This is a genomic window from Nostoc sp. (assembly GCF_036917815.1).
Taxonomy (GTDB): Bacteria; Cyanobacteriota; Cyanobacteriia; order Cyanobacteriales; family Nostocaceae; genus Nostoc.
Window position 1 is genome coordinate 46,274 of the sequence record NZ_JBALEK010000037.1, and the last position, 24,620, is coordinate 70,893.

The window sequence follows — 24,620 nt, forward strand, 5'->3', positions numbered from 1 at the left end:
AGTGAAGGTTGAAGCAGCAATATTTTTATCCAATCAGCGTCTCGTACTCATCATGTGACCCAATCCAGATCCAGTAATAATCTTCACCTTTCTTAAATGCTAGTACCCGATATCCACCACTAATACTGACTGACCACAAATCATTTCCTACTTTTTTGAAATGCAAAGACGGATGAAATTTATTATTAATCCAAAGGCGATATGCTTTTCTAGCTTGCTCTTGAACTTAAGATGAAAGTGCAGAATATGAGCGCCAAAAATCAGGGGTTGTTAAGGATTTCATCTAACGGTTTCACCCGATTAGCTTCAATATCTGCTTTTGCACGCTGGATTAGCTGATCCAATCGACCCGATTTTGCATCTGCTTGAATTTGCTTATCCCAAGCATCATTGAGATATTCTTGGAGCCAGTTTGATAAATCCCGCATTTCACCTTCAGACAGTTGCATAATAGCGGCTTCTATTTCTGGGAGTGAGTTCATCCTGTTATCCTCAATCCAGCACTGTCAATTATCCTACCAAAAATAATTCAGAATTAGAATTAGTGGCAAGTCTTAGTTATGAAGTAATAATTATTAATCATGAATTAGTATGATACAAAAATGGCTTTCGATCGTCGGCATTGGGGAAGATGGATTACAGGGGTTAAGCGCGATCGCTCGTTCTCTAGTGGATCAAGCTAAAGTAATTGTGGGAGGCGATCGCCATTTAGCAATGCTCCCTACAGATGATCGACGTGAGAAACTAGTCTGGACATCCCCCATTAGTGCTTCAGTAGAGGAAATCATCCAGCGTCGGGATCAGTTAATCTGCGTACTAGCAAGCGGCGATCCGATGTGTTACGGCATTGGTGTCACCTTGATGCGGCGAATTCCCCTCTCTGAAATGACTATTATCCCCGCACCTTCAGCTTTCAGCCTCGCCTGTGCCAGGGTTGGATGGTCTTTGACTGAGGTGGAAACCTTGAGTTTGAATGGTCGTCCATCCTCCCTACTCCAGTCTTACATTTATCCGGGAGCTAGGCTGTTGATTTTGAGCGAAGGGAAGGACACACCCGCCATCGTTGCCGAAATTTTGACAAATCGCGGCTATGGTGGCAGTAAGATTACCGTCTTGGAGCGTATGGGCGGTACTCATGAAAGAATTATCGAAGGTATGGCTGTATCCTGGAGTGAAACTGAAGTTGCTGCCTTGAATGCGATCGCAGTTGATTGTATTGCTGATGTTGGTGTTATCCCATTACCAAGATTACCAGGACTACCAGATAACGCCTATCACCACGATGGACAGTTAACGAAGCATGAGGTTAGGGCAATCACCTTAGCAACTTTAGCACCCACACCGGGACAACTTTTGTGGGATGTTGGCGCGGGTTGCGGCTCAATTTCTATCGAATGGATGCGGAGCCATCCTCGATGTCGGGCGATCGCGATCGAACAAAACTCCTCTAGACTACTTTACATTGCCGATAATGCCACCACTCTCGGTACTCCAAATCTACAAATCATTGAAGGTAAAGCGCCCCATGCCCTGAAAGACTTGCCAGCACCAGATGCAATTTTTATTGGTGGCGGAGTAACAGCAACAGGACTTTTTGATGTTTGCTGGGAAGCACTGCGGCCAGGCGGGCGTTTGGTGGCAAATGTCGTGACGGTAGAGGGTGAGCAAACTTTATTTCAATGGCATGAACGAGTCGGTGGTGATTTAACTCGTATTGCTATCCAGCGCACAGAACCTATTGGTAAATTTTTGGGCTGGCGAGCAATGGCACCTGTAACGCAATGGATAGTTGTAAAATCTGAAAAATTGAACTAGGGATTGGGGATTAGGGACTAGTACAAGAAGGCAAAAGTAAAAAGGCAAAAGTAAAAAGAAAGAATGCTTATTTTGTAGGCTTTCTGGCTATTTAAAATGGTTGCTTTATTTCCGCCTTGTCGTACTAGGGATTAGGTACTAGGGATTAGGTACTAGGGATTGGGGACTAGGGATTAGGTACTAGGGATTAGGTACTAGGGATTAGGTACTAGGGATTAGGTACTAGGGATTGGGGACTAGGGATTGGGGATTGGGGACTCTTAAGATTTGAATGGGGATTCAGACCCGAAGCAAATCTTAAAATAATTTCTTCCCCAGTACCCAGTCCCCAGTCCCCATTTAGGGACTTGCGTGAAAATAAAGTACCAGTAAACCGAGTTTAGACTGCGCTCAACTCTCGACGGCTGAGGGTTGAGCGCAGTCTAAACCCGGTTGGTTGGGACACTATTAACCCGCAGATCCCTTAGCTATTCTTCAGCAACCCAGGCACCATGAAACCCATAAGGCACCCTCTGGGGAATTATTACCCGCGCTACAGGTTCAGATGTTATGTCTTGAGCATTCACCACTACCAATTCTGAAGTGTTTGAACCCTCATCGTGGACGAAAGTTATAAGCCAACCATCATCTTCAGCTATTGCACCAGGACGCGGCGCAAACACAGCTTCACTGCCATAGCGCCCCTCTCCAAATTCATGGGTTTGGGACTTTCCACTGCTGAAGTCGTACTTGATAATACCTTCAAATAAAGGTAGGGGACTGTTTGCCACTTTGTTAGTGTAGCCATATCGGGTTTGTCGCCCCAATAGATTTTCGTTGACGCGAGGGAATTCGGAAACGACATCATCCAACATTTCTTCACGCACTGTCCCCGTACTGAGGTTAAACCGCCAGCGATGCAAACGAGGAATATTTGCCTCTGGGTCAGGTTGCGAATCATCGGAAATCAAAACAGTGGTAGAACTCATGCGACAGGCGATAAGCACCACTTCGTCTCCCTCTTCGTAAGCGTTGAGGGTATGGAAGACGTAGCAAGCAGGACTTTCAAACCAGCGAATATTACTGTTGTCACCGTGACGTGGTATAATGCCAAAACGACTAGAGCGATCGCGTTCAAACATCATTACAGGTTCTCTGCGTTGCGCTCTTTCGGGGCTGAAAGTCATGGGCAAATCCATGAAAATCGTGTAGTTTTCTGTGATGGCAAAATCGTGCATCATCACCCCTATTGGCAGGTCAATTGGCACTGTCCGCAACAGTTCCCCTTGTGCTGAAACCACACCATATTGCAGGTAAGGCGGCACGATAAGAGAGTAGCCAAAGAAGATCATTTCACCTGTCACCGGGTCTACCTTGGGATGGGCTGTGAAGGCAGAAACCAGTTTGCCATTGTAGCTATACTCGTCAAGGGTTGCTAATTCAGGAAGCTTGATGGCGTGAGGTTTCCCACCCTCGTTCAGCGCCAACATCTGACCAGCGTGCCACACCAAGGCAGTGTTGCCGGTATTTTTGTAAGCACCCTCAGGATTATCCATCTGCGGTGGTTCTAACAACCCAGTCCAAAGAGCCTTACCCGCTTCTCGTTCTTTTTTCCATCCGGCTGTCTGCACGTAGCGGTTACGATAAGTGGCTATGCCGTTGGTAATTTGCACACCATGCAACATCCCATCGCCATCAAACCAATGATATTGACCGATAGGTGTCCATTGAGGGTTAGGTCCATTCCGTACAAACATCCCCGATAGTTCAAGGGGTAATTCACCGATGACTGGCAATTTGTCGGTGGTGATTTCTTCATTAATTGGAGCAAAGTTGCCATCGAGATACGGATTTACTGCTATTGTTACCATTGTCTTGATTTAACTGTACATTTGAGTTTGCGATCGCGCCCACGTAGAATTTTTGAGGACGTTGGGAAATTTTTGCAATCAATCTGCAAATTAAACCTTTTTCTCTAGCTGTTTAATTCGTTTGATTTGCAGGAAGTTCAGCTCATCTTCAGAAAAGGGTGTGCTAAACCAGGTATCTAATATTTCTTTAGCGATCGCTTCTGTAGTTGCACGTAAACTTAATATAGCAACGGACAAAGAGGTTAGGACATTAACTCAAAGCTGCATGAATCCCAGAGACTTTGTTGGCGGCAATAGATGCGCCAGTCAGCTAAAACACATCTAACTTGCATATTAAAATTTTCTCAATATCTTGTGGAGTGGGCAACATGAGCGCCCTGCCCCTCTTCAACTAAGGCTTCTGACTACCCGCTTCTTGCGGTGCAGGAGTAATGGGAGCGCCATTAGTTATGTTGAGAATACCCGAAACAACAATTTTCTCCCCAGCTTTTAGTCCTTCGATAACTTGATAATTATTCCCCTCAATCACTCCCAATTTCACGGATTTCTGTTGAGCTACTAAAGATGGCGCTCCAGCTTTCGGCTTTTCGGCTGACGCTTCAGCTTTCGGCTTTGACGTTGGCGCTTCAGCCACAAACACAAAAGTCTCCCCACCCAAACGAGATACTGCTGTAACTGGAATCAAAATTCCTGGATGTTCGTCCCAGATGACTTTGGTTTGCACTGATTGAAGATTACGCAGTCGATTTCTCGAATTGCCAAAGTTGGCTTTCACCAAAACTGTTTGCGAATCTGAACTGGCATTTGGGGATATAAAACTGATCTTACCCGTTGCGGTGGGTTTGCCTTGGGCGTCTAACATTTGTACAGGTAATCCCAAGCGCAACTTTCTGGCTTGATTTAGCGGAATGGATATATTCAAATCTAAAGAGTCGTTTTTGGTCAATGTGGTGAGTTGATCCCCCTGTGCCACATACTGTCCTACCTTGACTGGGATATTACCAACAATACCTGTGAAAGGAGCTAGGACTTTTGTGTATTGTAGTTGCACTTGAGCCGACTGCACTTGAGCCGCCGCTTGGCTGACTTGCGATCGCCCTTGGGCAATATCTTCTGGGCGGTTACCGTTCACCTGCTGCCTATAGTATTGTTTCTGCTGTTCTAAGGCAGCACCTAGCTGCTGGATATTAGCAGTTCTGCTTTTGCGGAGTTGCTCTAAATTTTTCTGGGCTGCAACCAGCGCCGCTTCAGCACTAGCTTTGTTTTTGACGTATTCATCTAGGCTATCTTGGGAAGTTGCCCCTTCTTTTGTTAATTGTTCGTATCGCGTTGCTCGTGCTTGTGCTAGTACTAGATCGGATTTGGCGGAATTAACTTGAGCCTCAGCCTGCTGAATTTGCTGTGGTAGCGATCCAGATACGGCATCTTGATATTTTGCTTGGGCTTGATCTAGCTGGGCTTTGGCTTGGGAAATTACTTCTCTTCGAGTCCCGGCTTTGAGTTCGGCAAGATTTGCCTCTGCTTGTTCTAGTGCTGCTTGTTTTTGTCGTAGCTGGGCTTGGGCATCATCAACTTCTAGGCTAATAATTACTTGCCCTTCTTGAACACGGTTGCCCTCTTTGATGAAAACCTGGGCAATTCGTCCTCCAACCTGTGGCTTAATTGGTACAGAGAGTGGTGCCTCAAATTGGCCAATATACTCTGAACTCTCCTGGACAGTTTCAGTTTCCACAGTTGCTAGCTTGACCGGAATTGCCATCGGTGGACCACCAGGCGCTCCAGCAGCCGATGGTGCATTGCTAGCATTACTAGTTTGCCACCAGCGCCAACCAAAACCAACACCTGCAATTAACAGGATAATTCCCAAGATTAGAGGCCAACGCCGCTTTTGAGGTGGCTCTGGCGATCGCTCTGGCAATGGTTGCGACTCTTGACTAGAATCATTAGTAACAGTCGGCTGTTCTATTTCAACGGGAAGGGGAGAGTCAGGTAACTCAGAATAGGACATCTTCGTTTTCTCGTCTTGTGGATTTAGACTTGGGCAATCTACTCTTCGCTAAAAAAGCATTATTTGAATAGTTTTTTAGCCCTTGTTTTTCTATATTGGTGACAAAATTTTTGGGTATTCGGGCGATCGCTCACGATGTCTAGTACCTAAAACGAACCAATATCCTTAATCACATTATGGTTATTTTGTACACTACTTAACTCCTATTTTTAAACTGTAATTTATAAAACTTTCTTAGTCACTACAAACCCAGTGCCTTAGCTCAGAGAGAAAGGACGGTTTATCTTGTTGTAGGCAGTCAACTGAACCTCCTGCTTCCTTCAATGGCAAACTGCTATTATGCTCTTCCATCATCTGCTTACAAAGCCTTACATCTAAGTTTTCCATGACTGTTTGCAAGCGCTTGCTTGCATTATAACCACATAGCAGACGATATTGGTATAATCTACAGATGAGTTTATCGCTCTTAAGCCCTAGTGAATACTGATCTTAGGGAATAAAAAGGTATGGAGCGATGCCTTCTCTGCGAAACGCTACACGTAGCAAGATCCCCGAAGGGTAGGGTCAACTATGCCTACGCTGATTAATTCAGCTTTATTAATCAAGGTTGCGAGTTTCATCAAGTTATTCTCACCAAGAACCAGTTTTTTCTAGAGTCCTATTTTTGACAAGTCTCAACTTCCTACATTTAGGTCACCCGATCGGTTGATTTTGAACTCACCCGAATGGGTGATTTAATTTATCCCAATCAGGGTTTTGTCTGTCTTGCCCAATCCCCAATCCCCTTCAACCATCCATAACTGAGTCTTTAGAATCCAATTTCGGCAAGATCCCCACAGTTGATTTTCGGTTAGCAACAATATGAGAAAGCAGCCCTTCATACTTATCAAGTGCTTGCTCCAAGGAGTAGTTTTCTTCAGCAAACTTTCTTCCTGTGTTACCTAGCCTCGCACCTAAAGCCGGATTAGCATATAAATCATGCACCGCAGCGGCCATTGCATCGGGTGATTCTGGCTCAACAATTATCCCACCACCACTGAGTTCGATCGCTCTAGCAGCAGTACCAGTGGCGGGAACTGAACCCACAATTGGGCGACCACTGGCCAACAACAATGGTATTTTTGAAGGCATATTGAAGGAAATCACATTGCGCTTTTGCACAATCAGCCCTACATCAGATGCTGCTAGCATTTCGGGTAGTTTTTCTCGCGGTTGTAATGGTAGCAGCAAAACATTATCTGCTCCATTTAAGAGACAACATTCCTGCAACATTTGCAATGCTCTTGATTCGCCAACAATCACAAAGACAATATCTTTGATATGACGCAAGCAAACGGCTGCTTCTATTACTGTTTCTAAACCTTGCGTGAGAGCAATGTTGCCCGAATAAAGTACTACAAATTTCCCATCTAGTTGATGACTAGATATCCAGGAGTTTTTCTCTTTTGGTAAAGGGCGGATAAAAGTTACATTCACCCAATTGGGAATACAAACGATTTTATTAACAGGTACTCCCTTATTCACTAAATTCTCACGAAACCCATCAGCGATGACACTAATCGTGTGTGCAGTCCGATAGGCAAATTTCTCTAGGGCTGCAAGAATTCGGATCATCCACTTGTTTTTCAATAACCCGATACGCACGGCAGCTTCTGGTAGAATATCTTGCACATTCAGAACTACTGGGCAGTTGTATAACCAACCAAATATTGTTGCTGGTAAGGTACCTAGTAGAGGCGGGACTGTTAAGATAATCACATCCGGGCGTCCGCCTTTAAAGGCTTGGGGTAAGCTCGTGAAAATAAAGCTTAACTCCAGTAACAGCCGATCCACGAGATTAGGTTTAGACTTAATCCGCAGGTAACTTCGTTGAATTTTGACGCCATTTTTTTCTTCAGTCAGATACCACTTATCCCGATACCCATCGTAAATTTCGCGCTGAGGATAGTTGGGCATTCCCGTAATCACTCGCACTTGGTGACCTCGCTTTACTAGTCCTTCTGCCAATTCAGTCATTAATGGAGCAATTCCAATTGGCTCTGGATGATAGTTGTAGGAATAAATCAGAATGTGCATGAGCTATTTGTGAATTTTGTGAAGACAGCCTGAGATGAGCAGATTTATTCATTAATTAATAGCCAGTAGGGTCTGCTACTTTTATTACTTGTTTTAACTTGTAAGATTGCTTGATTGAAATTGGTTTAAACATTGCTTCTGAATTTTCTTAGTGATTTTCAAAAGATAATTTTTATACTGCAAAAAACACTTAAGCATCAAAATATTAGCTTGTATAAACAGGTGAGGTTCTTATAGACATAGGCTTTAGTTTCTGGTGATTATGACAATAGTTGATCTGGTTAATTCTGACTAATGCCTAAATTTACACTTGGGGGATTGTAGCATTATATTCAAGGTTGTGCATATAACCCTCATACCGCCCTTTAAACTGGCACATTAACTATTTTTAACCAAGTCATCAGTATTGTATTCATTTGATTCACTCAGCATTGGCTCAAGTCTAGCTAGGCGCTAACAGCACTCTTTTCAAGAGTGTTGATGACGAAGCAGTGAAGTTGAATGATAACCCCACCAGTTCACTGAACTAGTGGGGCTATAATAGAGATTCAGTAAATTGGACCAAACAACTTCTGAGTGGAAGTATCAAAGTTGAATTTAAAGAAATCAGATTGTGACACTCCACCAGTAACGGTGTTATAAGTTCCCAGAAAATTTTTAGATGGGTCTAAGAAGGAGACATTCAAGGATTGTAAAAAGTTGGTTGCTCCACTACCAGCTTCGGAAATGATTGTTGGTGCTGTAGCTTCGTCGTAGCTGAATGAACCTGTGGCTGAATAACCACCATTACCTAGCCAGTTAAAGTTTAACTCAACAGCTTGAGCTGGGTTGTTAGCAGCAGCGATGCCTTCTCTACGAGACGCTACGCGAACGGCGGGCTACGCCTACGCTACACCAAAAGCAGCACTGGTTGCTGCGATCGCAGCGATTTTGGTGAAAATGCTTTTCAATGTCTTTTTTGGTCACTGCATTAAAGGCAGAGCTATTTCATTCTCAATGTAAGCAATATATGCTATAATGCAATGCTCTATTGCATTATAGCATATACTCCCGTGTCTCAAATTGCAATTATAAAAGCCTTTGCAGCATATGAAGACCATCGTCCTCGTGCTGGAGTGAGGCACACTCTTCCAATCTATTAACTTCAACCTGCTGTTCATCTTTAGTCGAAGCAGTTTAGCAGCAGCTATTAGAAACAACTAATCGGACATTAAAAAACTCATCATTACCAATCTTGGTTGCGCTGCTGAGTGGAGTATATCGTCATAGTCAATGCATGGTACAAAATGCAATGCAAGACTTGTTTAGTATCTCAATTTTTTGCTCATCACACCCCCTGAATAGTTACCCAAATAGTAGTCAGCAAGCAGTTATTAGAAATGAGAACAGTTGCATTTTGCCAACTTATATTAGTCTGTGTCCTAACAATAGTATGGTGTATCATTGCTCATACCCACCAAGCCTATGCATTGAATATGGAAGGGGGGAATCGTATTGCTTTATCAAAATCAGAGTCGAAAGTGGAGATTGTCAGCCAAATCACTGAACAATTTGCTCAAACAAAACCAGCAGATAATTTTTTGCAAGCTGAACTATCAAATTCGACGCGCCAACCCAGTCCTTATAAACCAACGATTGTTTTCGTTTATGTGGCGTTAAACACCATATCTCAGATTAGCTTGCCTGACAAAACATACAATATAGCAGCAGAAGTCGTTCTAGAATGGCAAGATGGTCGATTGGGTTTCACTCCCAATAGTAAAGAAACAAATGCTTCATTAAAATTTAATGGTGATGATGTCAAATCTATTTTGGGAAAAATCTGGTCGCCAAGTTTCACAATTGGTCATGAAATTCAGCCACGAGAAATACAAAATCGCTCAGTCTCCATTGCTCCAAACGGTTGGGTGAGAGTATACGAACAGTTTAATGATATTGTGAAATTTGATGCAGATGTCCACACTTTTCCCTTCTGTAACGAAACACTCACCCTAGCTATTGATTCTGCCCTTGACGATCGCAGTAATGTCACATTCGATCTCCAAGAGTTTAAATTTCCTTCCCCAGACCCATCAAAGCAGATTATTGGACGCTGGTTAATTAAAAATATTGATGCTCGCACGCAAGGTCTTAATCGTCTTGATTCCAAACTCGGTTTTCCAGAAGTAGTTGTATCCATTGACGTTCAGCATAAACCGCAATACATCATTTTCAACTTTTTTCTACCGCTATTTGTCATTTTTGTTGCTTCTGCTGCCGTAACCTGGATTGACCCAGCCAAAACTGCCTCTTATGCCTCTCCGCGATTGGGTGGGACGTTAACGCTAATCCTGACGACAATCGCTCTCAAACTAAGTCTAGCTAAAGAAATTCCGGCTGTAAATTACATTACTTTGACCGATGCAGTTTTTGGGATTACCGTTTTCGCCCTGCTCTTAAGTTTAATTACGTCTAGTACGATCGTCTATTTAAATGAAACAAAACAAGAAATGCTATATAAACGAATCAATGTAACCTTCCGCAAAATTTATCCATTCTTATATGTCGGGTGCATGGCTGGTATTGTTTTGTTTTTCTTCACGGTGAATTGGAACCTTTGATGATCACTTGGAGTATAGACGCTGCTAACTTTTAGAAAAATATATAGCAGATGCAATATCTTAGAGGATGTTTTAAAAGTCCCGAAAGGTATAATTTTGCAGTTATGCACTGGGTTAAGTGCAACGCCAAATCAAGGTTTCGCCATTTCCTGAGATGCTTTGCTGTGCTAAGTATGAGAGCAAAAGACCCTTTTAAACATCCTCTAAGTAACCTTCTACAAGCTAGATAACACCTATTTATGACAAAATTGTTCGGTCGGCGGAAGTTGATTATTTTTGGCTCCACTGTGGTTTCTAGTCTATTTCTGAAAGCTTGCAGCAGCAAACCTTCTACAAGCAGTAGTCGGAAAACTTCTCTGTTAGCATTTACTACTTTTGGAGAGACGATCAAAGTTGGGATTTTACACTCACTTAGCGGCAGTTTGGCAATTAGTGAGAAGAGTGTTGTTGATGCCGAACGATTAGCGATTGAAGAGATTAATCAAGCTGGTGGTGTATTAGGTAAACAAGTTGAAGCAATTGTGGAAGACGGCAACTCTGACCCTGCTACCTTTGCGAAGAAAGCGAAGAAGCTGATTGAGCAAGACAAAGTAGCGACGGTATTTGGTTGCTGGACTTCGGCAAGCCGCAAAGCTGTACTTCCGGTATTCGAGTCGAACAAGCACTTGCTATGGTATCCATTGCAGTATGAAGGGCAAGAGTGTTCTAGCAACATCTTCTACATGGGAGCCGCTCCTAACCAGCAGATTGAACCTTCGGTTGATTGGTTGCTCAAGCATAAAGGCAAAGAATTCTTTCTCGTTGGTTCTGACTACGTTTTTCCGCGTACTGCCAACAGTATCATCAAGGCACAACTGAAAGCTAATGGGGGTAAAAGTGTTGGCGAAGATTACATTCCTTTGGGCAGTAACGATGTCCAGTCTGCGATCGCTAAAATTAAGCAAGCTTTACCAAATGGAGGTGTTATCTACAATACCTTAAATGGAGATACTAACATTGCATTTTTCAGGGAATTACAAGCCTCTGGTTTACATCCCGATAAATATCCTTCTATGTCTGTCAGCATTGCGGAAGAAGAAGTCAAAGCGATTGGAATTGACTATCTTTTGGGTCACTACGCAGCTTGGAATTATTTTCAAACCGTCAAAACCCCTGCAAGCGAGAAGTTTGTGCAAGCGTTCAAGGCGAAATATGGTTCGGATCGCGTTGTGAACGACCCGATGGAAGCCGGTTACATTATGGTATATCTCTGGAAGCAAGCGGTTGAGAAAGCAAAAACGGCTGATCACCTCGAAATGGTAAAAGCTGCGGCTTACGGTCAAAGTTTCGATGCACCTGAAGGGAAAGTTACTATAAACGTAAACCACCACCTATCTAAGTTCGTGCGGATTGGAGAAGTCAAAGACGATGGTCTATTCCAAATCGTCTACGAAAGCAAGGATGCCGTAAAACCGATACCCTGGAACCAATTTTTAGCCGAAACCAAAGGTTATGCTTGCGATTGGCTGAATCCTTCTAAGGGTGGTAAGTATAAAATAACTTAGCTTTTATCTTGCACCTGTAAGATAGTGAAAGTCACGAGCGATCGCCAGATAATAACTGATAAAGTTGAGCTACCCAAAGTTGAAAACAGTGTAATATGCCTGGGTTTCTATTAGAAGTTGGTACAGAAGAACTACCTGCAAGTTTTCTCAGTGATGCTTTAGTGCAATGGCAGGAACGCATTCCCCAAAGCCTGGAAGCAAACAGCCTCAAGGGTGAAAGCGTCCAGGTGTATGGTACTCCCCGGCGGCTGGCGGTAGTAATTAAAGGTCTACCATCCCAGCAACCAGACCGAGAAGAAGAAATTAAAGGGCCTCCAGCCCAAGCCGCCTTTAAAGATGGTCAGCCCACAGCCGCCGCCGCAGGCTTTGCCAAAAAGCAAGGTGTGGAAATAGATGCGCTGTTCCTTCGCCCCACTGACAAAGGGGAATTTGTCTTTTTACAAAAAAGAATTCCTGGCCGTCCTGTGGCGGAAATTTTGACAGAACTTATTCCCCAGTGGATTTGGGCTTTAGAAGGTAAGCGATTGATGCGTTGGGGTGATGGGGATGCAAGGTTTTCCCGACCGATTCGTTGGCTGGTAGCTTTGTTAGATGATACGGTGCTACCTCTAGAATTAGTGAATGGTTCTAAAACGATTCAGAGCGATCGCATTTCTCAAGGTCATCGGGTCTTACATCCTGAACCTCTGACAATTGCCCAAGCTACTGATTATGTTACCACTCTCAAGTCTGCATCTGTCAACGTTGACCCAGTAGAACGGGCAAATATTATCAAAGAGCAGGTAAAGGCAGTAGCAGAGAATTTAGGCGGGTATACGGTAATTTACCCCGATTTGTTAGAGGAAGTAACCAACCTTGTAGAATATCCCTCTACAGTTGTGGGGAAATTTGAACCAGAATTTTTGGAATTACCAACTGAGGTAATTACTGAAGTCATGGTTACTCATCAGCGTTATTTTCCTGTATTCAAACCAGATAGTTTTGAGCAAGAATTATTGCCCAATTTCATCACCATTTCTAATGCTGATCCCCATAAATCAGATATTGTTGCCGTCGGGAATGAAAGGGTAATTCGTGCCAGATTAGCTGATGGCAGATTTTTCTACGAAGCTGATTTAACTAAGCCAATAGATAGCTTCTTACCACAGTTAGAAAAAGTCACTTTCCAAGAAGAATTGGGTTCGGTGCGTGCCAAGGTAGATAGAATAGTTAAAATTGCCGAGCGAATCAGCAGCCAATTAGAATTAGCTGAAAATCAAAGCCAAAGAATCCAACGTGCTGCTTTATTATGTAAAGCAGATTTGGTTACACAAATGGTGTATGAATTCCCGGAATTACAAGGTATTATGGGAGAAAAATACGCCTTAGCCAGTGGTGAAGATGCGGAAGTCGCAAAAGCTATTTTTCAACATTATTTGCCAACGGGAGCCGGTGATATTTTACCTGGAACAATCACGGGTAAAATTGTCGGTTTAGCAGATAGATTAGATACCTTGGTGAGTATCTTTGGTTTAGGTTTAATTCCCTCTGGTTCCTCTGATCCTTTTGCCTTGCGACGTGCTGCTAATGCTGTAGTTAAAATTGTTTGGTTTGGTAATTTACCGATAAATTTAGATGATTTATTGACGCAAATAGCCACAGACTTTGCAGCGAAATATCACAAAGATCAGGCATCCTTAACCAGAGCGTTGCAAGAGTTTTTCTTACAACGCATCCGCACTTTACTACAAGAAGAAAAACAGATTGATTACGATTTGGTAAATGCAGTTTTGGGAGAAAATGATCCAGAATACACAGAACGGACGTTAAAAGATTTATTGGATGTACGCGATCGCGCCTTATACTTACAACAAATCCGCAACGACAGTACCTTAGATAACATCTACGAAACTGTTAATCGTTCCACACGATTAGCCGCCCAAGGTGATTTGGATACAAAACAGCTAGAACCAACAACCGTAGTTCGTCAAGAATTATTCCAAAAGTCTTCTGAGGTAGCTTTGTATAATGCCCTAATGGAATCAGTACCGCAAACTCAAGCAGCACAAGAGACCCGAAATTATCAACTGTTAGTAGCAGCACTAACAAAAATTGCTCCCACAGTTAGTAACTTCTTTGATGGCCCAGATAGCGTTTTAGTTATGGACTCCGATCCCGAAATTAAGCGCAATCGATTACATCTGCTGGGACTAGTTCGCAATCATGCCCGTGTTTTAGCTGATTTTGGTGCGATCGTTAAAAATCTGTAGCGTAGGTCAACAAAAACTTGTGTAATTTTTGCCAATAAACGCTACTATAGGGAGTGCTTAACCAGGGACTTATAGCTGCAATCTATGTCCAGAGCTACTGTAATTGGATTGGGAAAGTCCGGTGTTGCTGCGGCGAGATTGTTGAAGCGGGAAGGTTGGGAGGTAGAGCTAAGTGATGGCAACACCTCCGAAACCCTCCTGCAACAACAACAAGAACTCGCTGCCGAGCAAATAACCGTAAAACTAGGCCAATCCCTAGAATTGAATGGTGCTAATTTACCGCAATTAATAGTCGTTAGTCCTGGCGTACCTTGGGATATTCCCGTATTAGTTAAGGCACGCCAATTAGGTATTGAAACCATTGGGGAAATAGAACTTGCTTGGCGAAATTTGCAATCGCTACCTTGGGTAGGAATTACAGGTACTAACGGCAAAACTACTACCACAGCTTTAGTTGCTGCCATTTTCCAAGCAGCAGAATTAAACGCACCCGCCTGTGGTAACATTGGCCACGCCGCCTGTGAAGTTGCCCTATCTCAGCCAAAGAGAGCAGCAGAAAAATTTGATAACTCCTCACTTGATTGGGTGATTGCCGAACTTAGCAGCTATCAAATAGAATCTTCCGTCTCTCTTGCTCCTCGTATTGGTGTTTGGACGACTTTCACACCAGATCACCTCAGTCGTCATCAGACTTTAGAGAACTATTACAATATCAAAGCCAAGTTATTACGTCAGTCAGAGTTGCAAGTGTTTAATGGTGATGATGCCTACTTGAGGCAGCTAGGACTAAATGCTTGGCCTGATGCCTATTGGACAAGTGTCAAAGGAAAAGATTCCCTAATTAGCGAAAAAGGCTTTTACATTCAAGATGGCTGGGTTGTGGAAAAATTGACTGCAACCTCTGCACCAGAAGCGATTGTGAAAGTATCTACTTTGCGGATGGTGGGAGAACATAACCTACAAAATCTCTTGATGGCAGTCGCAACGGCAAGATTAGCGGGAATTAATTGCGATGCGATCGCGCGTGGTATTGTTGAATTCCCCGGTGTTGCCCATCGTTTGGAGCATATCTGTACTTGGGAAGGGATTGATTTTATTAACGACAGCAAAGCCACCAACTACGATGCTGCTGAAGTTGGTTTAGCATCCGTTAATAGTCCAGCGATTTTAATTGCTGGTGGAGAAGCCAAAGCAGGTGATGATACTGGTTGGCTAGCAAAAATTCACTCCCAAGCTGCTGCTGTATTATTGATTGGCTCTGCTGCGCCCGCATTTGCCAAACGTCTCCAAGAGGTGGGGTATTATTCTTACGAAATTGTGGAAACAATGGAAAAGGCAGTCCCCAAATCGGCGGAATTAGCCAAGCAGTATCAAGCGCATGTAGTGTTGCTATCTCCAGCTTGCGCGAGTTTCGACCAGTACTCGAATTTTGAGGTGCGGGGCGATCGTTTTCGTCAGTTGTGCCTTGCTTGGGCAGAAGCCTGGAAGCTTCAATACAACTCGATTCTTTCATCTCCTCTGCCTTAGCTCATTCACTGTGTAGCTGCAAGTCACATAGTGAATGAATCATGTAAAATTATTAACAATTTTCGTATTTGGTAGCAAATAACTGTACTATACATAGCTAATAATACTGTACAGCCAGGAGAGATTTATGAACTTAAAATTGGTCGCAGCTTGGCAATATGCACAGAAAATTTTTGTTTTTCCAAAAAATATTATATTTTTTGGGTTGGCACTTTTGCTAATTTTAGGTTTTAGTACGATTGTAAACTTCACACCATTGGCTCAACCTGCCACAGCTCAAACGAGTCCACTCTCAACCACTATTCCACGTTATGTCGTAACGGCTGAATTTGGTAGAGATAGACCAGGTAGCGATTACACATCTTTTTTCACCTCACCATCCGCTTCACTTTGCCAGCAGTCTTGTATTAATGATAGCAGCTGTAGTGCTTATACCTATGTTGTACCAGGAGTACAAGGTAGTAATGCTGTTTGTTATTTAAAATCTGTAGCGCCAGCATCAACACCAAATAGCTGCTGTGTATCCGGTGTGAAATTGTAAGCGAAAAGTGCGGTGCGAACTTCCGCCAATCTGTACTAGAAGGATTGTTTAGAGCTAATTTAGTGGTTTACTATAATTATGTTTTGCTGTAGTTTCCAACTTCAACCTCATGAGCGATGCTGGTAGGTTTAGGAATAAGTAAACCATCTTCTAGCATTCCTTCTAGATGAAATTCAATAGCTTCTGTAATCATCTGCTTGACTTCTTCTAAAGTTTCACCCACAGCTACACAACCTGGTAAATCAGGGACATAAGCGCCGTAGCTAGTTGCTCCCTTTTCAATCACAACTGTATAACGCATCAGTCTTCCTCCAATTGAGCTTGTCTCCAGATATTTTTCAGAGTACCAATTGGCACATCCACATTTGGCTTACCAGCCACTGTTACAGTACCAGGTTTATCAGGATGTTTGAACTCTCGATTTTCAAACAACCTCTTAAACCTAGCTCCACCCGATTTTTTGCCGTTAACGTCACCTTTTAACCATCTATCAAAAGTTATCTCAACTTTTTTAGGGACTTACTGTAGCACTTGAGAGTGAATATCTTTGTACCACGATCTGCAATACGGTTCGGTTAAGAAAATTCTAGATCCAAAGACGCGATAAATCGCCGTCTCTACAAGGATCAATCTTTCGTCTTGACGGCGATTTATCGCGTTTGGTGCCTAAACCGAACCGTATTGCCCGGTCTGTCTATTTTGAGTTGAGTTAATGATGCTTTTTGATTATAGTAATTTGGCTGTTACTTTAACTCTAGTATATGACAAATCAAAGGACATCTATCAATTAATTGGACAACGGTTTTCCTCATACCAATCAAATCTTTGAGCAAGCAAATAATTAAGCTAAATCAAGTTTTTCAATTCATCTCGGCGATTATTCAAGAGGTAGTATCTTTTGAATCTAGGGAGGATAAACAATGCGGCTTTCAGATCCAGGACAACAAGTATTAGTGTCTGGGGATTATACCTAAATATCTAACTTAAAGACACATTAGGTTATTACTTATGATAGTTACTATAACTCTCTTGGATAGGTGAAAGTGATGAGTGAGAGTAAATATACTTAGTAGCTGAGGTTCAAAGCATGGACTCCACAAGTAAAGTTCAAATTGTGGACTCGTCCTGGTACGTTCCACTACCGATGAAAGAGTATGCAATGAGCCGAGTAACTGTCTACTTTTATAGCGACGGGTGGGTTCCAATTAAATATTGTTCTTTGGGAAAGGCAATTTTGCTTCACCAAAAGGCAAGCTTAGAAGGCAAGGAAATTTTATTATTTCCTGCTGATTTAGACCCTAATCAATTCTCAAACTCTTTTAAAATGCATTGAGGTAGACTATTTTTCCAAATTATTGGCAACGAATGAATCGGCTATAGAGGCGTATATATGATATATACGCCTCTATTTGTTAAATGGAATTAAAGATCACCAGATAATCAAACCAACCCAGAACGCAATGCAACGACTGCTGCTTGCACGCGATCGTCTACTGCTAATTTATTCATAATCCCTCGGACGTGAGTTTTGATGGTGTTGGGACTCAGGTAGAGTTTTTCGGCAATCTCTGGGTTACTCAACCCGTCTACCATGAGTTTCAAGACTTCTAACTCGCGCCCAGATAAGTTGGCGGTGTTGGTGGTGGGTGAAGGCGGTTTGAGATTATCAATTACTCGCCGCGCAATTTGAGGATCGAGATAGGCTGCACCATCAACTGCGGCGGCGATCGCACTTAACAATCGTTCCACACTTGCACCTTTAATACAATATGCATCTGCACCGCTAGATAGTGCCGCAATAATTTCTGTCTCTGTTTGATGAGATGTCAGCATCACCACATGAGTTGCTGGTAGCGCCGCCTTAATTTGCTGTGTGGCGGCAATGCCATCCAATCGCGGCAATCCAATATCCATAACCACCAAATCAGGTTTTAGTTGCAGTGCGGCTTGAACTCCCAAATAACCATCTTCAGCTTGTCCAACTATCTCTAACTGAGGATGAGCCATTAACGATTGCTCTAATCCGAGTTGCATCATCGGATCATCTTCAACAATTAACACGCGCAACGGCGGAGCATTGGCTGGTAAATTTAAAGGATAGCGAGTATCTAAAGACATTTTTATTATCTATAAGTCCTTTGTTCTTTGCCTTTTTTCCCTGCCAATGACCAATGACTAATGACCAATGATCAATGACTAATTTATTCTTCCACCCGATAGCCTAACTCTGCTAAACTGAGCCGCGACTGTCGCCATTTTGGTTGGACTTTGACAAATAATTCTAGGTAAACTTTACCAGCGATTAACTTTTGGATTTGTTCGCGAGCTTCACTACCAATTGCTTTGAGCATCGCTCCGCCTTTACCAATGAGTATGCCTTTTTGGGAATCGCGCTCAACGTTAATAGTAGCAAGTACACGAGTAATGCTGGGAGTTTCTTCTACTAAATCAATGGCGATCGCTACTGAATGGGGTACTTCTTCACGAGTCAATAATAAAATTTGTTCTCGGATCAATTCACCCATAATAAAGCGTTCTGGCTGGTCAGTTACCAAGTCTGGGGGATAATATAATGGTCCAATTTCTAGATGTTCAATTAATAATTCTTGAAGTTGGGGTAATCCGGCACTAGTCTTGGCAGAAAATTTCACGATTTCCCATTCATGAGACTGGGCCATCTGGGCGTAGCTATCATCTAGAAACTGAGAATCAGCTGGTTGTTGGTCGGTTTTATTCACACCCAAAATCACCGGTGTTTTACTGCGACTGAGCAATTCGGCAATATAGCGATCGCCTGCACCACAAGCTACTGCTCCATCTACCACAAACAGTAATACATCTACTGATTCAATGGCAATTTTCGCATTTCGCACCAATACTTCGCCCAATTGATGATGGGGCTTATGAATTCCTGGCGTATCTACAAAAATTAACTGTGCTTCTGGTGTAGTCAAAATGCCGCGCAAACGGTTACGTGTCGTTTGCGCTACTGGTGATGTAATGGCAATTTTTTGTCCTACCAATTGATTCATCAAAGTAGATTTACCGACATTTGGGCGACCGATAATGCCGATAAAACCTGACTGGAACTCAGGAGGAGCCTGGGGGATTGTTACTTCTCCTGAAAAAGAGAAGGTGTAATTATCAATACTAGTCACCTTTGGCTCCACCTTTATATTTTACAGTTGGGATAACTTGGTTTTTTATTAAACACAAAACAAGCATAAAAACACCCTAGCATTTTCGGGCATTGCTTTTGCTTAGGTTTAATCTACTACTGGCTCTACAGTTATATTTTACAGCTGGGATAAGTTGGTTTTGTTTTTAGGGACTTCCAAAGAAAAAAATATCCCAAAACTGACGCAAAAACCTCTGTATTTCTCCTCTCTCTGTGTTCTCTGCGCCTCTGTGGTTCGTTTATTTGCATAATTTATTTCTTGGAAATTCCTTAGACATCAAATGAAGATAAAATTACTTTGGTATTTACAGAGAAAGCTTTTTTTAGTTAAATAGTACTAACTTGGTTTTAAGTTCAATCTACTACCAAGTATGCTTCATCGAAATGTCAACATTGTCAAGTTTAAATTGATGGGTAAGCAAGTTCGTAGTAAGCACTTGAGTGCTTTAAAGTCCTGACTACGAATTTGTTCACCCCTCGTAACTATAATCCGACAGACCAGTTATGACTATTTGGCTTAACTGCGGTAAGCGATGACGGCATAAAATGGGTCTCCTCCAGCTGCACCGAACCACTGTAAGAAATTCGGTAATGTTGACTTATGAGCTATAACTTCTGCGGTTGTAAATCCTGGGACTGAGGCAAAGTAATCTTTGACTAATTCCACTCGAACTGCTTCTGAAGCCTCCCGCCAAGCTTGAATCGCTTTTTCAAAAAACATCCGGTGAGAAAAACTGATAATTGCCACACCACCGGGTTTGAGGATGCGGTAAATTTCGGAAAATACTGCTTCTGGATATTGCACATACTGCACAGATACGCAATTGAGAACAGCATCAAAATCTTCATCTGGTAAGGGTAGCTGCGGATTTTCGTTAAGATTTTGGACAAAGTAATGATTTAACCGAGGATTACGTCCTAATTCCTCAGCATTGAGTCCGTGTCCCTCCACATGGGAAAACTCTATATCTTCTGGCAGATGAGACACCCAGCTGCTCATCATATCAAAAATACGAGTGTTGGGTTTCAAGCGATCGCGATATAAATCTGTTAGCTGTTGAATAAATCCTTCATCGACATGGGTGACGAAGCGCGGATAGGCATAGAACAGCTTATCGTCTGTGTCGTCTAATTTCAGGCGTTGATTCGGTCTTAACTGCATAAATATCTGTTTTGGAGAACTTTTTCCGAAAATGCGACAACTTCAGGTATTTTTAAACAATCACTATGTAACATATTTTAATGACATCAGGACACTTAAACGAGTCTAAATAGCAGCATTCAATTTTATCAATTCAATGTTCTATAAACTACACTTCTTGCAGCATATTTGCCGAAAAATCCGCCTAGTCGGATTATTACCTTATTTGAGTTTGTTAGCTTGGATACTGCCCTTATTATTATTTACTTCTGGACACGATAGCCTGATGGCACATGATGAAGCCCTTTATGCTTGGCGTGCGCGTCTGATGTTTGATTCTGGTAATTGGATAACTCCTTGGGAAAGGGCACATCATAAAACCCCTGGACCTTATTGGTTAATCGCCAGTTTTTACAAGCTGTTTGGTATGAGTGATATGAGTGCGCGTATTCCTAGTATGATTGCGGGCATTTTTTGCTTATGGCTTGTGTATAAAATCGCCAAAATTATGCTAGAGAAAAAGTTAGCTTGGCTAGCTGCTGCAATTTTAAGTGTGGAGTTTCTCTGGTTGCAATACTCTCGTTTAAGCACACCTGATGTCCCGATGATTTTCTTGGTACTTTTAGCTATTTGGTCTTTGATGAAAACGGAATTACATCCTAAATATCGCTATTTTTGGAGTTTTCTAGCTGGTTTAAGTTTAGGTTTAGGCTTCTTAGTCAGAAGCTTTATGATTTTTTTGCCTATTATAGCTTTATTGCCTTATTTAATTTGGGAACATCGCCGTCACCGTCATCTTAGTAACCCAATTTTATATTTAGGCTTTTTTGTAGGTTTAATACCTACCTGCGTTTGGCTGTGGTTAAGCTGGCTGCACTACGGAAATCATAGTTTTGAGGAGTTGATCAAGTTTGTTGTGCATCTAGGTTTTGAGGATCAGAATAATAATGGACGGCTGTTTTATGTATGGAATATTCCTTTAAAAGCATTCCCTTGGGCTTTCTTTGGGATTTTAGGTTTAGTTCTGACTCTCCATCGTCCTATTCCTCGTTACCATTTGATCTTAGTTGGGTTTCCACTTGTCCTATTTGTAGAACTAAGTCTTTTTAGTACTCGCTTCCCTCACTATAGTCTTTGCCTTTATCCGTTTATAGCTTTGTTTGCATCTGTGGGTTTAAACTGGTTAGGCAATATTTATAATACAGGAATCCCTCCCCAATTCCCTGTTCAAAAGAGCAAAAAAAATATATTAAACCTTTTCGCCAAGAAAAATCTTCCTCGAAATCTCAGCTATGGCTTTGGTGGTTTAGGTGTTGTAGTTGTTATAGCGAGTATTGGGGTTCTGGGTTGGGGTGCTTCTGACATCCGCAAGTATGCAACTATTGGCTTGGCTATGGGGTTGGGTTGGTTAATTTTACCTGTGGTGTGGATTAGTCGTTACCACTTTGGTAAAAAGTTCCTCACAGCACGTTACTGGATTGCAGGTTGGTTAATTCCCTGTTGGCTGGCTTTGGCGGCCATGGGTAGCATCGGTCTTTTAGGTGACTATAACCCTATTTTGAAAACTTTTTTACAACAAAGTGCGATCGCTCCAATTCTCCAATCTCATCTTATCTACTATGTGGAAATAGACCAGAAAACCGAAATACTGCTTGATTTATATCTTTCTATTCATCCCCAACGAGTAGTCTCTATTTCCCAAATACCACCTTTGAGCTATGCTTTGATCTATACTGACCAGTCCCCTAATTTATCTCGCCCTCACCGCCTTGTTGGTAGAGTCGAAGAGTACCAGTTGATTCAAGTTCTTCCCTAAGACAGATACAAACCACTTGTTGCGAAAAAAGGCTAATTTATCTATAATATTACGTACACTAAGTATTTTGTGATATGGTTTCTACATCTAATCACTCCCCAGCTTTAGAGTCGTGGCAGCAAAATCTGGCACCATACAATTTGGGCTACAGAATCAAATTACTCTCGCAACTCGTCAGTCGCAAGTTTACTGAGAGGCTAGAACCCTTTGGACTAACACCATTTCACTGGTTGGTGTTGTGCTGTCTTTGGCAAGAAGATGGTTTACCTACTTCTAGTATTGGAGACAAACTCAAACAAGTAGGAGGGACTTTAACAGGCGTACTAGATCGGATGGAAGAACGTGGCTTGGTGCGTCGAGAACGCGACACCCACGATCGCCGCATCTGGCGCATCTGGCTAACGGATGCAGGTAAGGAATTAGAAGTTGTGTTACCGCCAATCGCCGCAGCCGTGCGTGATGAAGCGATGGACGGTATTTGCTTTGCCGATCGGGAAGTGTTTTCCCAAATTTTGAATCGGGCGATCGCTAACCTCTCCTAAAGATGATCCCATAATCACCCGACTGGGTGAGGCAGTATCAAGATTTGTTCTGAGATAATATTACGCATACTAAGGAAATAAGATTTTTTTCCGGGAATATTACGCATTCTAAATAAACGATTATCAATCAAATCATTGAACGAACAAGGGAGTTAAGAATCATGGGTGCTAATACTTTGAACGGACGTAACGGACACAAAACCCCAATTTTAGAAAAAGAAGTGATTCCTGATTCCGAGACTCTAGAAGCTATTACCACAGAGACATCCACAACCGCCGAAGCACCTGTTGTCACTCCTGAGATTGAGAAAGAAGTTCCACCGAAGCGGAAAAAACCGACTGGTTTAATTTTGGCAGGATTAGGCGTGGGTGCGATCGCCGCAGGTACTTTTGGTTTTCATTATTGGCAATATGCCTCCACCCACCAGGAAACAGATAACGCCACCGTTGCGGGAAACATTCACCAAATTAGTACTCGCATTCCCGGAACTATAAGTGAAGTGCTGGTGAATGATAACCAACTGGTGCAACCTGGACAATTATTGGTGAAGTTAGATCCACGAGACTATCAAAGTAAGGTACAACAAGCAGAAGCCGCCCTACAAAACGCTCAAGGACAGGCGCAAGCCGCCCAAGCAAATATTGCTTTAAGTTCACAAACCACCACTGGTAAGACAACTCAAGCGCAAGGGGATGTTAGTAGTGCGGCATCAGCAATTTCCACAGCCCAAGCAGCAGTCAAAGAAGCCCAAGCTGGGATACCAGCAGCGCAAGCTGAAGTCAGACTAGCCCAAGCAGGTATTCCCGCAGCTCAAGCGCAGGTAGCGCAAGCAAATGCCAATTTGGAAAAAGCTAAAACAGATTACAATCGTTACAACGAATTGTATAAAACAGGTGCAATTCCTCGTCAGCAACTAGACGCAGCCAAAGCAACTTATGATGTGGCGACGGCACAAAAAAACGCCGCCATTCAGGGAGTAGAACAAGCCCAAGCCAAATTAGCTTCCGCCAAAGTTGGTGTAGCCCAAGCCCAGTCTCAACTAGCACAAGCCCGAGAAAATGTAGTCACCGCCCAAGCTAAATTGGCAGCATCCAAGGGAGGATTGCAACAAGCTACCGCCGGCGGACAAGATACAACAGTCAAACGTAGTCAATACGAAGCGGCAAAAGCAGCGATCGCCCAATCAGAAGCATCGCTCAAAGACGCAAAATTGCAACTATCTTATGTTAATGTTACCGCCCCCAGTGCCGGACGCATCGGTAGGAAGAACGTGGAAGTTGGCAACCGAGTTGCAGCCGGAACACCATTAATGGCGATCGTGGATAACAACTATTGGGTAGTTGCCAACTTCAAAGAAACTCAATTAGAAAAGATGCGTCCCGGAGAGCCAGTAGAAATCAAGCTGGATACCTTTCCTCATCATACCTTTGTTGGTCGTGTTGACAGTATTTCGCCAGCTTCCGGCGCTGAGTTTGCCCTATTGCCACCGGATAATGCTACAGGTAACTTTACTAAAGTTGTCCAACGCATTCCAGTAAAAATAGTATTCGATCAAAAGAGCATTCAAGGGTACGAATCGCGGATTACTCCGGGGATGTCTGCGGAAGTTGCTGTGGCAGTCAAGTAATAGTATCTTCGGTAAATTACTTTTCATTCCCGAAAAACCCCTCCCCACTCTTCGGGCTACGGTGTACACACAAATATTCTCAAGTTGTCCCCAGGCTTTTGATCC

The 24,620-nt window shown here is 42.8% G+C and carries 20 protein-coding genes and 2 pseudogenes; 10 read left to right on the forward strand and 12 right to left on the reverse strand.

The features are described 5' to 3' along the window. Nucleotides 1–25: 25 nt before the first annotated feature. Together V7K97_RS31985 and V7K97_RS10440 are read right to left on the reverse strand one after the other, a co-directional pair. Nucleotides 26–214, reverse strand: a pseudogene (locus tag V7K97_RS31985) (ParE family toxin-like protein); the annotation flags it as partial. Between the two features lie 46 nt (nt 215–260). Then, nucleotides 261–482: a hypothetical protein gene (locus V7K97_RS10440; protein ID WP_334800840.1), complete on the reverse strand. Its 222-nt coding sequence runs from the start codon at nt 480–482 to the stop codon at nt 261–263. 109 nt (nt 483–591) lie between these two features. Here V7K97_RS10440 and cbiE point away from each other — a divergent pair, with 109 nt between their 5' ends. Next, the gene (gene cbiE / locus V7K97_RS10445) at nt 592–1,815 is read left to right on the forward strand and encodes a precorrin-6y C5,15-methyltransferase (decarboxylating) subunit CbiE (RefSeq protein WP_334800841.1); all 1,224 of its coding nucleotides are present in this window, start codon (nt 592–594) and stop codon (nt 1,813–1,815) included. A 467-nt stretch (nt 1,816–2,282) separates the two neighbouring features. On the opposite strand, the gene V7K97_RS10450 is transcribed toward cbiE, so the two are convergent. From V7K97_RS10450 to V7K97_RS10465, 4 genes are all read right to left on the reverse strand, one after another. Beyond that, entirely contained in the window at nt 2,283–3,665 is a 1,383-nt protein-coding gene (locus tag V7K97_RS10450; protein ID WP_334800842.1) for a carotenoid oxygenase family protein, read from the reverse strand. 90 nt (nt 3,666–3,755) lie between these two features. After that, nucleotides 3,756–3,902 (reverse strand): hypothetical protein, encoded by a 147-nt coding sequence (locus V7K97_RS10455; protein ID WP_334800843.1) that lies wholly within the window; start codon nt 3,900–3,902, stop codon nt 3,756–3,758. Nucleotides 3,903–4,056: 154 nt separating this feature from the next. Next, a complete protein-coding gene (locus V7K97_RS10460; protein ID WP_334800844.1) occupies nt 4,057–5,673 on the reverse strand; it encodes an efflux RND transporter periplasmic adaptor subunit in 1,617 nt (538 codons plus the stop codon). Nucleotides 5,674–6,459: 786 nt separating this feature from the next. Beyond that, complete coding sequence (locus V7K97_RS10465; RefSeq protein ID WP_334800845.1) at nt 6,460–7,749, reverse strand: glycosyltransferase family 4 protein; 1,290 nt, start codon at nt 7,747–7,749, stop codon at nt 6,460–6,462. Nucleotides 7,750–8,592: 843 nt separating this feature from the next. Here V7K97_RS10465 and V7K97_RS10470 point away from each other — a divergent pair. The 6 genes from V7K97_RS10470 (at nt 8,593) to V7K97_RS10495 (ending at nt 16,210) form a co-directional block, all read left to right on the forward strand. After that, entirely contained in the window at nt 8,593–8,751 is a 159-nt protein-coding gene (locus V7K97_RS10470; protein WP_334800846.1) for a hypothetical protein, read from the forward strand. 377 nt (nt 8,752–9,128) lie between these two features. Continuing rightward, nucleotides 9,129–10,349, forward strand: a complete 1,221-nt coding sequence (locus V7K97_RS10475; protein WP_334800847.1) for a hypothetical protein — start codon at nt 9,129–9,131, stop codon at nt 10,347–10,349. Nucleotides 10,350–10,588: 239 nt separating this feature from the next. Then, nucleotides 10,589–11,893, forward strand: a complete 1,305-nt coding sequence (gene urtA / locus V7K97_RS10480; protein WP_334800848.1) for an urea ABC transporter substrate-binding protein — start codon at nt 10,589–10,591, stop codon at nt 11,891–11,893. 95 nt (nt 11,894–11,988) lie between these two features. Beyond that, nucleotides 11,989–14,142: a glycine--tRNA ligase subunit beta gene (gene glyS / locus V7K97_RS10485; protein ID WP_334800849.1), complete on the forward strand. Its 2,154-nt coding sequence runs from the start codon at nt 11,989–11,991 to the stop codon at nt 14,140–14,142. An 84-nt stretch (nt 14,143–14,226) separates the two neighbouring features. Further along, on the forward strand, nt 14,227–15,669 hold the full coding sequence (gene murD / locus V7K97_RS10490) for a UDP-N-acetylmuramoyl-L-alanine--D-glutamate ligase (RefSeq protein WP_334800850.1): 1,443 nt from the start codon (nt 14,227–14,229) through the stop codon (nt 15,667–15,669). 127 nt (nt 15,670–15,796) lie between these two features. Next, nucleotides 15,797–16,210, forward strand: a complete 414-nt coding sequence (locus tag V7K97_RS10495; RefSeq protein WP_334800851.1) for a PAN domain-containing protein — start codon at nt 15,797–15,799, stop codon at nt 16,208–16,210. A 76-nt stretch (nt 16,211–16,286) separates the two neighbouring features. Here V7K97_RS10495 and V7K97_RS10500 read toward each other — a convergent pair whose 3' ends face one another. The 6 genes and pseudogenes from V7K97_RS10500 to V7K97_RS10525 all read right to left on the reverse strand — a co-directional run bounded on the left by V7K97_RS10500 (nt 16,287) and on the right by V7K97_RS10525 (nt 20,550). After that, complete coding sequence (locus V7K97_RS10500) at nt 16,287–16,511, reverse strand: type II toxin-antitoxin system HicB family antitoxin (protein WP_334800852.1); 225 nt, start codon at nt 16,509–16,511, stop codon at nt 16,287–16,289. Further along, complete coding sequence (locus V7K97_RS31990; RefSeq protein ID WP_442936896.1) at nt 16,511–16,591, reverse strand: hypothetical protein; 81 nt, start codon at nt 16,589–16,591, stop codon at nt 16,511–16,513. Before V7K97_RS31990 ends, V7K97_RS10500 begins: the two co-directional genes overlap by 1 nt. Nucleotides 16,592–16,612: 21 nt before the next feature. Beyond that, nucleotides 16,613–17,047, reverse strand: a pseudogene (locus tag V7K97_RS31995) (hypothetical protein); the annotation flags it as partial. Between the two features lie 603 nt (nt 17,048–17,650). Then, a complete protein-coding gene (locus tag V7K97_RS10515; protein ID WP_109008954.1) occupies nt 17,651–18,328 on the reverse strand; it encodes a response regulator in 678 nt (225 codons plus the stop codon). 83 nt (nt 18,329–18,411) lie between these two features. After that, nucleotides 18,412–19,368 carry a GTPase Era gene (gene era / locus V7K97_RS10520; RefSeq protein WP_334800853.1) on the reverse strand — a complete coding sequence of 319 codons (957 nt, stop codon included), beginning with the start codon at nt 19,366–19,368 and terminating at the stop codon, nt 18,412–18,414. Nucleotides 19,369–19,905: 537 nt separating this feature from the next. Further along, nucleotides 19,906–20,550 carry a class I SAM-dependent methyltransferase gene (locus V7K97_RS10525; RefSeq protein ID WP_334800855.1) on the reverse strand — a complete coding sequence of 215 codons (645 nt, stop codon included), beginning with the start codon at nt 20,548–20,550 and terminating at the stop codon, nt 19,906–19,908. 136 nt (nt 20,551–20,686) lie between these two features. On the opposite strand from V7K97_RS10525, the gene V7K97_RS10530 reads away from it, so the two are divergent. From V7K97_RS10530 to V7K97_RS10540, 3 genes are all read left to right on the forward strand, one after another. Then, on the forward strand, nt 20,687–22,345 hold the full coding sequence (locus V7K97_RS10530; RefSeq protein ID WP_334800857.1) for an ArnT family glycosyltransferase: 1,659 nt from the start codon (nt 20,687–20,689) through the stop codon (nt 22,343–22,345). Between the two features lie 74 nt (nt 22,346–22,419). Further along, a complete protein-coding gene (locus V7K97_RS10535; protein ID WP_334800859.1) occupies nt 22,420–22,887 on the forward strand; it encodes a MarR family winged helix-turn-helix transcriptional regulator in 468 nt (155 codons plus the stop codon). Between the two features lie 161 nt (nt 22,888–23,048). After that, the gene (locus tag V7K97_RS10540) at nt 23,049–24,515 is read left to right on the forward strand and encodes an HlyD family secretion protein (protein WP_334800860.1); all 1,467 of its coding nucleotides are present in this window, start codon (nt 23,049–23,051) and stop codon (nt 24,513–24,515) included. Nucleotides 24,516–24,620: the final 105 nt, after the last annotated feature.

Coding starts and splice junctions, on each gene's coding strand:
- glyS (WP_334800849.1), top strand. CDS start 11,989: ATGCCTGGGTTTCTATTAGAAGTTGGTACAGAAGAACTACCTGCAAGT.
- cbiE (WP_334800841.1), top strand. CDS start 592: ATGATACAAAAATGGCTTTCGATCGTCGGCATTGGGGAAGATGGATTA.
- V7K97_RS10515 (WP_109008954.1), bottom strand. CDS start 18,328: ATGTCTTTAGATACTCGCTATCCTTTAAATTTACCAGCCAATGCTCCG.
- V7K97_RS10530 (WP_334800857.1), top strand. CDS start 20,687: ATGTTCTATAAACTACACTTCTTGCAGCATATTTGCCGAAAAATCCGC.
- V7K97_RS10535 (WP_334800859.1), top strand. CDS start 22,420: ATGGTTTCTACATCTAATCACTCCCCAGCTTTAGAGTCGTGGCAGCAA.
- V7K97_RS10525 (WP_334800855.1), bottom strand. CDS start 20,550: ATGCAGTTAAGACCGAATCAACGCCTGAAATTAGACGACACAGACGAT.
- V7K97_RS10440 (WP_334800840.1), bottom strand. CDS start 482: ATGAACTCACTCCCAGAAATAGAAGCCGCTATTATGCAACTGTCTGAA.
- V7K97_RS10495 (WP_334800851.1), top strand. CDS start 15,797: ATGAACTTAAAATTGGTCGCAGCTTGGCAATATGCACAGAAAATTTTT.
- V7K97_RS10450 (WP_334800842.1), bottom strand. CDS start 3,665: ATGGTAACAATAGCAGTAAATCCGTATCTCGATGGCAACTTTGCTCCA.
- V7K97_RS10475 (WP_334800847.1), top strand. CDS start 9,129: ATGAGAACAGTTGCATTTTGCCAACTTATATTAGTCTGTGTCCTAACA.
- V7K97_RS10540 (WP_334800860.1), top strand. CDS start 23,049: ATGGGTGCTAATACTTTGAACGGACGTAACGGACACAAAACCCCAATT.
- V7K97_RS10470 (WP_334800846.1), top strand. CDS start 8,593: ATGCCTTCTCTACGAGACGCTACGCGAACGGCGGGCTACGCCTACGCT.
- urtA (WP_334800848.1), top strand. CDS start 10,589: ATGACAAAATTGTTCGGTCGGCGGAAGTTGATTATTTTTGGCTCCACT.
- murD (WP_334800850.1), top strand. CDS start 14,227: ATGTCCAGAGCTACTGTAATTGGATTGGGAAAGTCCGGTGTTGCTGCG.
- V7K97_RS10500 (WP_334800852.1), bottom strand. CDS start 16,511: ATGCGTTATACAGTTGTGATTGAAAAGGGAGCAACTAGCTACGGCGCT.
- V7K97_RS10465 (WP_334800845.1), bottom strand. CDS start 7,749: ATGCACATTCTGATTTATTCCTACAACTATCATCCAGAGCCAATTGGA.
- V7K97_RS10460 (WP_334800844.1), bottom strand. CDS start 5,673: ATGTCCTATTCTGAGTTACCTGACTCTCCCCTTCCCGTTGAAATAGAA.